The sequence below is a fragment of the Corynebacterium sp. genome (genome assembly GCF_030538285.1).
Taxonomy (GTDB): domain Bacteria; phylum Actinomycetota; class Actinomycetes; order Mycobacteriales; family Mycobacteriaceae; genus Corynebacterium.
Map to the genome: position 1 here is coordinate 1 of NZ_JAUNUG010000064.1, position 10069 is coordinate 10069.

Annotated in this window: 8 protein-coding genes; 5 read left to right on the forward strand and 3 right to left on the reverse strand. The window is 66.8% G+C overall.

What is annotated here, in order from left to right:
• Positions 1-449 (forward strand): resuscitation-promoting factor Rpf1 domain-containing protein (locus Q4G50_RS13625; RefSeq protein ID WP_303378197.1); only part of this gene is annotated, 449 nt, incomplete at its 5' end.
• A gap of 147 nt (positions 450-596) precedes the next feature.
• Here the strand turns inward: Q4G50_RS13625 and Q4G50_RS13630 are convergent.
• On the reverse strand, positions 597-791 hold the full coding sequence (locus Q4G50_RS13630; protein ID WP_303378198.1) for a hypothetical protein: 195 nt from the start codon (positions 789-791) through the stop codon (positions 597-599).
• Positions 792-856: 65 nt separating this feature from the next.
• On the opposite strand from Q4G50_RS13630, the gene Q4G50_RS13635 reads away from it, so the two are divergent.
• The 4 genes from Q4G50_RS13635 to Q4G50_RS13650 are packed head-to-tail and all read left to right on the forward strand — an operon-like array spanning position 857 to position 6554.
• Positions 857-3067: a helicase-associated domain-containing protein gene (locus tag Q4G50_RS13635; RefSeq protein WP_303378199.1), complete on the forward strand. Its 2211-nt coding sequence runs from the start codon at positions 857-859 to the stop codon at positions 3065-3067.
• Positions 3068-3082: 15 nt separating this feature from the next.
• Complete coding sequence (locus tag Q4G50_RS13640) at positions 3083-4741, forward strand: DNA repair helicase XPB (RefSeq protein ID WP_303378200.1); 1659 nt, start codon at positions 3083-3085, stop codon at positions 4739-4741.
• Positions 4742-4751: 10 nt separating this feature from the next.
• Positions 4752-5399 carry a DUF3239 domain-containing protein gene (locus tag Q4G50_RS13645; protein WP_303378201.1) on the forward strand — a complete coding sequence of 216 codons (648 nt, stop codon included), beginning with the start codon at positions 4752-4754 and terminating at the stop codon, positions 5397-5399.
• A complete protein-coding gene (locus tag Q4G50_RS13650; protein WP_303378202.1) occupies positions 5400-6554 on the forward strand; it encodes a pyridoxal phosphate-dependent aminotransferase in 1155 nt (384 codons plus the stop codon).
• Here the strand turns inward: Q4G50_RS13650 and Q4G50_RS13655 are convergent.
• Entirely contained in the window at positions 6531-9059 is a 2529-nt protein-coding gene (locus Q4G50_RS13655) for an ABC transporter permease (RefSeq protein ID WP_303378203.1), read from the reverse strand. The two genes, Q4G50_RS13650 and Q4G50_RS13655, sit on opposite strands and share 24 nt — an antisense overlap.
• A complete protein-coding gene (locus Q4G50_RS13660; RefSeq protein ID WP_303378204.1) occupies positions 9056-9814 on the reverse strand; it encodes an ABC transporter ATP-binding protein in 759 nt (252 codons plus the stop codon). The genes Q4G50_RS13655 and Q4G50_RS13660 overlap by 4 nt, the downstream gene beginning before the upstream one ends.
• Positions 9815-10069: the final 255 nt, after the last annotated feature.

Here is a 10069-nt window from a genome sequence, read left to right on the forward strand (position 1 = left end):
ACACCGGCAACGGCTACCACGGTGGCCTGCAGTTCTCCCCCTCCACCTGGCGCGCTTACGGCGGCACCGAGTTCGCCCCCTACGCCTACCAGGCCACCCGCGAGCAGCAGATCGCTGTCGCCGAGCGCACCCTCGCCGGCCAGGGCTGGGGCGCATGGCCCGCCTGCTCCGCACGTCTGGGCCTGAACTCCGCCCCGACCCCGCGCAACGTCTCTGCTTCCGCACCGGCTCCGGTCCAGCAGGTTGTCGCACAGGCTGAGCAGAACGCCGGCACCTCCTCCGATGAGCTTGCCGTCGACGCTCTTTACAGCCACATCCGCGGCACCCTCGCCCAGTACGGCGTTCCGGTTCCGGCTGCCATCGAGGCTGCCTACGCCGCAAACCGCGATAACTTCGACGCCTTCTACGGCGCCAACCGCGGTGCCATCGACTCTATCGTCGGCCTCTAAGCCAACTTAAAGTCAGCGTCAACGCCCCACCTTGTGTGGGGCGTTTCGCCTTATCCGGCCCCGACCAACAAGCGCAGATCCCCCGCGCATCGCACACGTAGGTGCGATGCGCGGGGGATCCGCGACGTTCTAAATTAAGCCGGTGCGCTACTTGTTCACGCGGGTGTACGGGTGAACGTAGCCCAGCTCCTCTGCGGGGACCGGGAGAACCAGGTCATCGCCGTAGGGGCTGGAGGCGCCAGCGAGGGTGGAGGTAATTTCGGTGACCACATGGCCATCGGTACGCGGGATGTGCTTCGGCCAGCCCGGATCGACGTAGCCCTTCTTCTCAACGTTAGACATGCCCCATATTGTTGCAAACCTCGGGCGGAAAAGTAACTTGAACTGCAACTAAAATCGGGGTGACCATGCCTACTACCCCCGAAAGCCCCGATTTCCGCACCTGGCTGAGTCAGCGTGACGATGCCGAGCTGGCGAATCTGTTACGTTCCCGCCCGGATGTCGCTCTGCCGTTACCCCCGGGGCTCACCCCCTTAGCGGCGCGATTGGAGTTGCGGGCTTCGGTGGGTCGGGCGATACGCACACTCAACGCGCTGGATCTGGCGACGTTGGAGGCGGCGGCCAACCTGGGTGGGGAGCTGCAGGCGGTGTCGGTGACGGCGGTGATCAATGCGGTGCCGGTGGAGGCCGCGCTCGTCGAGAAGTCGATCGACACGCTGCGTAACCTGGCGCTGGTCTACGGCGATGATCCTGTACGGGTCACGGGGGAGGCGATGGCTTCCCTGCCCCCGGATTGGCAATTGCTCGATGACACCCCCGGCGCCGTCACTCCCGCCACGGTGGAGGGTTTGTCGGATAAGCAGCATGCCATTCTCACGACGTTGCTCAATTCAGGCGGCGTCGGCCGCACGAGGTATGCGGCGCCGGATGCGGATCCGACACATCCGGTGCCAGAACTCATCAACGCGGGGCTGCTCACTCGGGTGGATGCGGGCACGGTGCGTCTGCCCCGCCGGGTGCGGGCGCTATTGCGCGGGCAGGAAGTGGTGCGTCGCCCGTTGACGCCCTCACCGCGTGTCACGGGCGAATTGCTTATCGACGCCGCCGCCCAGGACCGCGCCAACCAGGTCGGCGCCGGTGCGGGGCTGGAGGTGGCCCGGCATCTGCGCCACCTCATCGAGCATCTGGGGGTCGACCCGGCGCCGCTACTCAAAGAGGGTGGCGTCGGGGTTCGGACGGTGACCACGCTGGCCCGCACCTTGAGCGTCACAGAGGATGAGGTGCAGCGGCTGATCAGCCTGGGGATGGCGGCGGGGCTGCTGGCCCGCGGTGATATCGACGATGAGGATGTTCTGGCCCCCACTATCAGCGCTAATGAGTGGCTGGAGGCGGATCTGGCGACCCGGTGGATGGTCATGGCGGTGGGCTGGTTGGAGTCGCCGTGGGCGCCGTGGCTGATCGGTACCCCGGATGAGAAGAAGGCGCCGATCCGTTTGCTCGCCGACGCCATGTCGCGCCCGCACCTCAGTGAGCACCGGCGGATGTTGGTCTCCCAGTTCACCACTGCCCCGCCGGGCACGGACCTGGACGATGAGGCCCTGCGCGATGACTTCTTTTTCACCCATCCGATCGCCGCGACGCTCATGGCCGAGAGCACCGTCACCGGGGTCCTCGCGGAGGCCCGCTGGCTGGGGCTGCTCGCCGGGGGCACCGCCACCTCCTTGCTGCGCGCGCTGCTGAACGAGCAGGCCGATCCCCTCGCCGTCGCCCAGGAGGCCACCCCTGGCACGGTGGAGCGGCTCATCCCGCAGGGCGATATGACGGTGCTCGCCCCCGGCCCCCTGCCGCGCGCGCTGCAGACCGAGTTGGACCTGCTGGGCGAGCTGGAGTCCGCGGGCCTGGCCAGCGTCTACCGCATCACTGATGCTTCCGTGCGGCAGGCCCTGGACGCCGGGCGCACCGCCACCGAGTTGCAGGACTGGCTCGCGGCCCACACTCTCGGCGAGGTGCCGCAGTCCATCATCTATCTCATCGATGACGTCGCGCGCCGCCACGGCACACTCCGCGGCGGCCCGGCGATGAGCTATCTACGCTGCGACGATCCCTCCCTGCTGGCTGAGGCCGCCCGCACCCCGGCCGCGGAAATTGTGGCCCTGAGAATCATCGCCCCGACGGTCGCTATCGCCCAGGCGCCGTTGGTGCAGGTCATCGATGCGCTCCGTGCCGCCGGTTTCCAGCCTGTCGCCGAAGACGCCAGCGGTGCCGCCCTCGACATCCGTCCCTCCCCGGCACGCCTACCCGCCCGGGATACCCCCGCCCGCCGCCCGCAGCAGCTCGACGAATCGCGGATCTCCGCCGCCGTCGCAGCCATCCGTCGCCATGATGCCGGGGAGACTCTCACCCCGGAGGACACGCGTACCACCCTTGCCATCCTGCAGGCGGCAGCACGGGGTGGGCGGTCGGTGACGCTGGGGTTCGTCGATAAGCATGGTCGTGCCGTCCACAAAACGGTGACGCCGCTGACGGTGACGGGTGGGCAGGTCGACGCGCTCGATGAGGTCACCGGGCAGGTGCAGCGCTTCACCCTCCACCGGATCACGGAGGTGCTGTTGGGGTAGGCCATAATGGTCCGCATGGCTTTTGGTGACGGACCCCTGATCGTGCAGTCGGACAAGACGGTGCTCCTGGAGATCGATCACGCGCAGGCCGATGAGGCCCGCGCCGCGCTCGCCCCCTTCGCGGAGCTGGAGCGCGCCCCGGAGCACGTCCACACCTACCGCATCACCCCGCTGGCCCTGTGGAACGCCCGCGCCGCCGGGCATGACGCGGAGCAGGTCGTCGACGTCCTCGAGCGTTACTCCCGGTTCCCGGTCCCCCAGCCCCTGCTTATCGACGTCGCCGAGACAATGTCCCGTTACGGGCGCGTCCGCCTGCACAAGCACCCGGCCCACGGGCTGGTCCTTGAGTCCACGGAGCCGGCGATCCTCGCGGAATTGCAGCGGCACAAAAGGATTAAGCCGATGCTCGGTGAACCCATCGACGCCGAAAACATCCCCGTCCACCCCTCCGAACGCGGGCGCCTCAAGCAGGAGCTGCTCAAGGTGGGCTGGCCCGCGGAGGACCTGGCCGGTTATGTCGACGGCGAATCCCACCCCATCGCCTTGTCCACCGAGAACGAGGACTGGGAGCTGCGCGACTACCAGCGCTACGCCGCCGATTCCTTCTGGGAGGGCGGGTCCGGCGTTGTCGTCTTGCCGTGTGGTGCGGGCAAAACGATGGTCGGTGCGGCGTCGATGGCGCGTGCCCAGGCCACCACCCTCATCCTGGTGACCAACACCGTCGCCGGACGACAGTGGCGCAGCGAACTGCTGCGCCGCACCACCCTCACCGAGGACGAGATCGGCGAGTACTCCGGGGAGCGCAAGGAGATCCGCCCCGTCACCATCGCCACCTACCAGGTAGTCACCCGGAAAACGCAGGGTGAGTACCGGGCGCTCGAACTCTTCGACTCCCGCGACTGGGGCCTCATCATCTACGACGAGGTGCACCTGCTGCCTGCCCCGGTCTTCCGCATGACCTCGGACCTGCAGTCACGCCGCCGCCTCGGGCTCACCGCCACACTCGTGCGCGAGGACGGCCGCGAAGGTGACGTCTTCTCGCTTATCGGTCCGAAGCGTTACGACGCCCCCTGGAAGGACATCGAGGCCATGGGCTTCATCGCCTCCGCCGAGTGCGTGGAGGTCCGCACCACCATGTCCGAGTCGGAGCGCATGGTCTACGCCACCGCCGACAGCGCCGACCGCTACCGCCTGGCGGCGAGTGCGAGCGGGAAGATGCGGGTCGTCGAGAAGCTCCTGGAACGCCACCGTGGCCAGCCGACCCTGATTATCGGTGCCTACCTCGACCAGCTGGAGGAACTCTCAGAGCGTTTCGACGCCCCCGTCATCGAGGGGCGGACCTCCAACAAACGCCGCGAGGAGCTTTTCGACAGGTTCCGCTCCGGGGAGCTCAGCGTCCTGGTCGTGAGCAAGGTGGCGAACTTCTCCATCGACCTGCCCGAAGCAGCAGTCGCCATCCAGGTGTCCGGCACTTTCGGTTCCCGGCAGGAGGAGGCCCAGCGTCTGGGACGACTGCTGCGTCCCAAGGCGGATGGTGGGCAGGCGCATTTCTACTCCATCGTCTCCCGCGACACCCTCGACTCGGAGTACGCGGCGCATCGCCAGCGTTTCCTCGCCGAGCAGGGCTACGCCTACCGGATCGTCGATGCCGACGACCTCGACCAGCTCGATTAGGCTGACACGCATGAAGGTTTTCAAGTTCCAGGTGGACGAGGCGTTCGCGAAGAAGAACAACGAGATGCTCAAGGACACGAAGCGGCTGCAGATCTCCGCGATCGTGTTCGGCATCATCCTGGCGATCGGCGCGGCCCTGCTCTTCGCCTTCCTGGGCACCGACAGTGCTGTCGGGCTCATCGGCGGCATCATCGCCGGCACCTTCGCCCTGCTGTGTTTCTTCCTGGCGGTTGTCGTGCCGCGCAAGGTCGGCGGCGCGCAGGAACTGTATGACACCTATCCCCTGGCCCCGGCCACGATCGCCGAGGTCAACGAGCGTGACTACGTGCTCATGGCGCTGGTGAACACCAACGTGAACCCTTCGCTCCCGCCGCGCTGGGGTGCGGCCCTGCGCACCGTCACCCGCATTGAGGGCATCAAGGAGGCCAAGCTGGGCACCCGCATCCCCGTCGCGGCGGTGCAGGGGCGTCGTAGCGTCGGCGATCAGGAGCACTGGGATGAGATTTCTCCCATGCCGATCGCGTGGGGCACCCCGGACCAGGAGGTGGTAGCTGCGGCCCGCAAATCGATCCCGGAAGATCAGTGGAATCGCCTGGACAAGGCCCGCAAGCGTCTCGACGAGGCGAAGGGCACCAAGTTCAACCTGTTGGTGCTGTAGATGACTGTGCAACGACTGCGGGAATTCGGCGAGACCGTCTTCGCCACGATGAGCGCCCGCGCCACCAAGTTCGATGCGATCAACCTCGGCCAGGGTTTCCCCGACGCGGACGGCCCGCCCCGGATGCTCGAGATCGCCTGTGAGCAGATCCGTGCCGGCAACAACCAGTACGGGCCCGGCCGCGGTCTCCCGGCGCTCCGGGAAGCGGTGGCCGCCCAACGCCAGCGCGCGCACGGGGTCATCTATGACCCGGACACGGAAGTCCTCATCACCGTCGGCGCCACCGAGGCTATCGCCGCGGCGGTGCTGGGATTGGTGGAACCGGGGCGTGAAGTCATCGTGCTTGAGCCCTACTACGACGCCTACGCCGCGGCCATCGCCCTGGCGGGCGCCCGTCGCGTCGCCGTGCCCTTGGCTTCCGACGGCGCCACCTGGACAGTGGACATCGACGCCGTGCGCGCGGCGATCACCCCGAACACGGCGATGCTCATCATCAACTCACCGCACAACCCCACGGGCGCCGTCTTCGACCGCGCGGTGCTCAACGAGCTGGCCGCGGTATGCGTCGAGCATGATCTGCTGGTGCTGTCTGATGAGGTCTATGAGTTCCTGCTTTTCGGCACCACCCACACCCCCATCGCCGCCCTGCCCGGCATGCGTGAGCGCACGGTGACGGTGTCCTCGGCGGCGAAGTCGTGGAATGTCACCGGCTGGAAGACGGGGTGGGCGCTGGCTCCAGCCCCGCTTCTCGACGCCGTGATCACCGCCAAACAGTTCATGACCTATGTTGGCGCCACGCCCTTCCAACCGGCCGTGGCGCATGCACTTGAGCATGAGGATGCCTGGCTGCGCGGGATGGTCGCGGAGCTGCGCACCGGGCGTGACATCCTGGTCGCGGGGCTGCGTTCAGCGGGGCTTGACGTCCACGACACCTCGGGCACCTATTTCGTGGTCGCCGACATCGGCGAGGCGGACGGCCTGGAGTTTTGCCTGGAGCTACCCGAACGCATCGGGGTGGCGGCCATCCCGGTGCAGGTCTTCTGCGATGACCCCGGGCCGTGGCGAGGAAAGGTGCGTTTCGCCTTCGGCAAACGACACGACACCCTGCGCCAGGGCGTGGAGCGACTGCAGCTACTCGACGGCCGCCAGCGGTGAAGTCCGCGCCGCCCGCCGGGCCGGCCACAGGGCCGCGATGATGCCCACCAGCACCGCGGTGACCAACACGACCGCCAACTGCTCCCAGGGGATGGCCCAGCGGTTAATACCCTGCCCGTCCTGGGTTTTCACCAGGCACCAGCCGAGCCACGTGCCGCTGAGGATGCCGGTCACGGCACCCACCACGGCGATGTAGACCGATTCGAGGGTGATCATCCGGCGCACCTGTCTCTGCTGCATGCCCACGGCCCGGAGCATGCCAAATTCGTGGGCGCGTTCCATGATCGATAGACCCAGGGTGTTGACGATGCCCAGCACCGCGATGACCACGCTCAATGCCAGCAGCGCGTAGACGATGGCCAACAGCTGGTCGATCTGCGCGGCCGCCGAGAGCTGGTACTCGGTGGGTGTCATAGCCTGGAGGACACCATAGCTGGCGGCCTCCTCGGAGACCTGTCGGAAGACCGCCTCGGTGTCGGCCTCCTCGCTGAAACGGACGAAGGCGGTCTGGGTGAACCAGGTGCTGCGGTCCGGGAGGAACTCCTCCACCGTCGGGGCGCTGATCGCCAGCGGGGTGTAGGAGGAGGAGTTCTCCCAGATCACCACCACCGGCGCCTGGGTGCTCAGGGTGGTGACCGAGGACGTGATCGGCACGCTATCCCCTACGCCGACCCCCAGCTCCCGGGCAGTATCCACACTCAGGCCGACGCCGGGGCGGCTGCCCGCCCCCGCGAAGCTGCCTTCCACCACCTCCAGGTTGAGCGCCCGCGTCGGATCATGGTCCAGGACAGCGCTGACCCCGCCCGATTCATCGCGCGAACCGGCCTTGCCATCCACGGACAACGGCACCCACGAGACGGTGACAATGCCTTCCACCCCGTCCATGTCCTCGATGGTGTGCAGAGCTTGGGCCGGAATTGACTGGTTGGTCACCACGCCGGCGCTGACGACAGCATCGGCGGTCAGTTCTTCCTCGATGGCACCGAAGACCGAGAGCTTGATCGACGCCCCGAGGATCCCCACCGCGCACACCAACGCCACCCCGAGGGTAAGAGCGAAAGCGGTGGCGGCGGTGCGCCGCGGGTTGCGGGAGAGGTTGGTGCGCGCCAAAAGGGGCACGACCGCTCCGCCTCTGCGCCAGGCGAAGAAGTAGCGGGCCACACCGGCGAGAAGCAGCAGGGCACCGAGGATGAGCGCCACGGCCCCGATCCCCAGCAGCAGCGTCCGGGTGGAGGTCGACCAGTCACTGACCAGGGCGGCGAGCAGGGACGTCGCTAAGCCTGCCACCAGGGCTATACCGCCGAGGATGCTGCGCACAGCGACGGGCTGGGTGCTTGATTGATCCCCGGAGCGCATCGCCTGGACGGGGTGGACCCGTCCGGCGCGGCGTGCCGGCACGAAGGCGCTCACGAGCGTGACCACGATACCGACCACGAGCGGCACGAGGATGCTGCGTGCATCCAGGCCGACGCCGGCGTTCGGGAAGCCCAGGCCGAAGGCCTCCATGAGGTAGACGATGAGTTTCACCAACCCTACTCCGACGACGATGCCCAGGGCCGATCCCACCACCCCGACCAGGGCCGCTTCGACGAGCACCGAGCCTGTCAGCTGCAGACGGGACATTCCCAGCGCGCGCAGGAGCGCGAACTCGCGGGTGCGCTGGCCGACGATCATAGAGAAGGTGTTGGAGATGATGAACGTGCCCACCAGCAGGGCGATGAGCCCGAAGGCCAGCAGCACATAAGTGAAGAACGACAGGGCCTGGTTGATGTCCTCTGCTGTCTGTTCGGCGGCTTCCGCGGCGGTGAGGATCTCAGCGCCCGGGTAGGCGGCGCGCAGGGTCTCCAATGCGACATCACCTTGCACCAGCATGCTTCCCGTGGTGCCGCCGGGTGAATACTCGGTGCGGAACACCTCGTCGACGACCTGCAGCCCGGCCCACCCGCCGGTGGCCATATCGGTCTCGGAGAGTCCCACCAGGGTGTATTCGGCGCGCTGCACCGGGTCAATGACGGTGACGGTATCCCCCACCGCCAGGTCGGCGCGCTCGGCGGCGGAGCTGTTGATCACGGCTTCGCCCGCAGCCTCGGGCGCCCGGCCTTCACCGATGCGGGTGGAACTGGCTATGCTGTCCTCCGGCGGGGTCCAGGGCAGGATCCAACTGCCCGCACCGCCGGACTGGTACGCGGCATTGTCCGGGCCGAGGATGACCACGGGCAGCATGTCGAGGGTCTCTACCTTGTCCACATCGGCACGTTCCGAGATCTCCTCGGCCATCTCCAGGGTGAGTGGATATTCCGGCGTGTAGTTGAGCACCAGGTCCGCGCCGGCGAACTGGGCGGAAGAGATGTCGTCGAAAGCCTTAGACAGGGAGGCAGTGAGGATGAAGCCGCCGGCCACAAAAGAGGTGCCCAGCACCACGGCGAGCATGGTCATGATGAATCGCAGTTTGTGCGCCGCCAGGCTGCGCAGCGAGATTTTTTGCAGGATACCGAGGGAAGTCATTTCTCAAATCCCGTCATCACCGTGAGGATGTCTTCCGCTGTGGGGTCTCGTAGCTCGTTGACCAGCTGGCCGTCGGCGAGGAAAAGAACGCGGTCGGCCCACGCAGCCGCCGTCGGGTCATGGGTGACGATGACCACCGTCTGCCCCATCTCATCCACCGCCGAGCGCAAGATCGCCAGCACCTCATGGGAGGCGTTGGAGTCTAGGTTGCCCGTCGGTTCATCGCCGAAGATAATCTCCGGCTTAACGACGATGGCCCGCGCGCACGCCACCCTCTGCTGCTGTCCTCCGGACAGCTCGGCTGGGCGGTGGGCAAGGCGGTCAGTAATGCTGAAACGTTGTGCCACCTCGTCGAACCATTGCTTATCGACGCCCCCGCCCGCCACCTTCCCGGGCAGCGTAATGTTCTCCTCCGCGGTGAGGGTGGGCACCAGGTTGAAGGACTGGAAGATAAAGCCCAGCCGGTCGCGCCGTAGCGCGGTGATGTCTTTGTCCCGCAGATCCGCCAGGTCAGTATCCCCTATGAACGCAGATCCTGAGGTAGGGGCGTCAAGCCCAGCCATGCAGTGCATCAAGGTGGATTTACCGGAGCCGGATGGCCCCATGATCGCGGTGAACTCCCCCTTGCCCAGCTCGACGCTGATGCCGTCCAGGGCGTGGACGGCGGTGTCACCGCAGCCGTATGTTTTGCGGAGATCAACGGCTCGGGCCGCTGGCGGCACGGTTGAGGGATGGGGACTCAGACGGGTATCCATGGTTGCACTCGAAATTTCATCGGAGGGGGCAAGTGGCCTTCGCCTTCATTGTCGGTCTACCTGCCCAAAAGCGCCATCGGTGGACACCCTGGTTTCCGAAGGGTTCTACCGTCCCAGACAAATAGCCTTCGGCACTAGGGGGTTGTGGTCGGTTGGTCGTCCTGCCAAGCGCTGCCGGGTTCACCTACCAAAAGGACCACTTGTGTGGTGTGGTGAATGCACAGTAGCCCCGGTCACCTGTGTGGTGACCGGGGC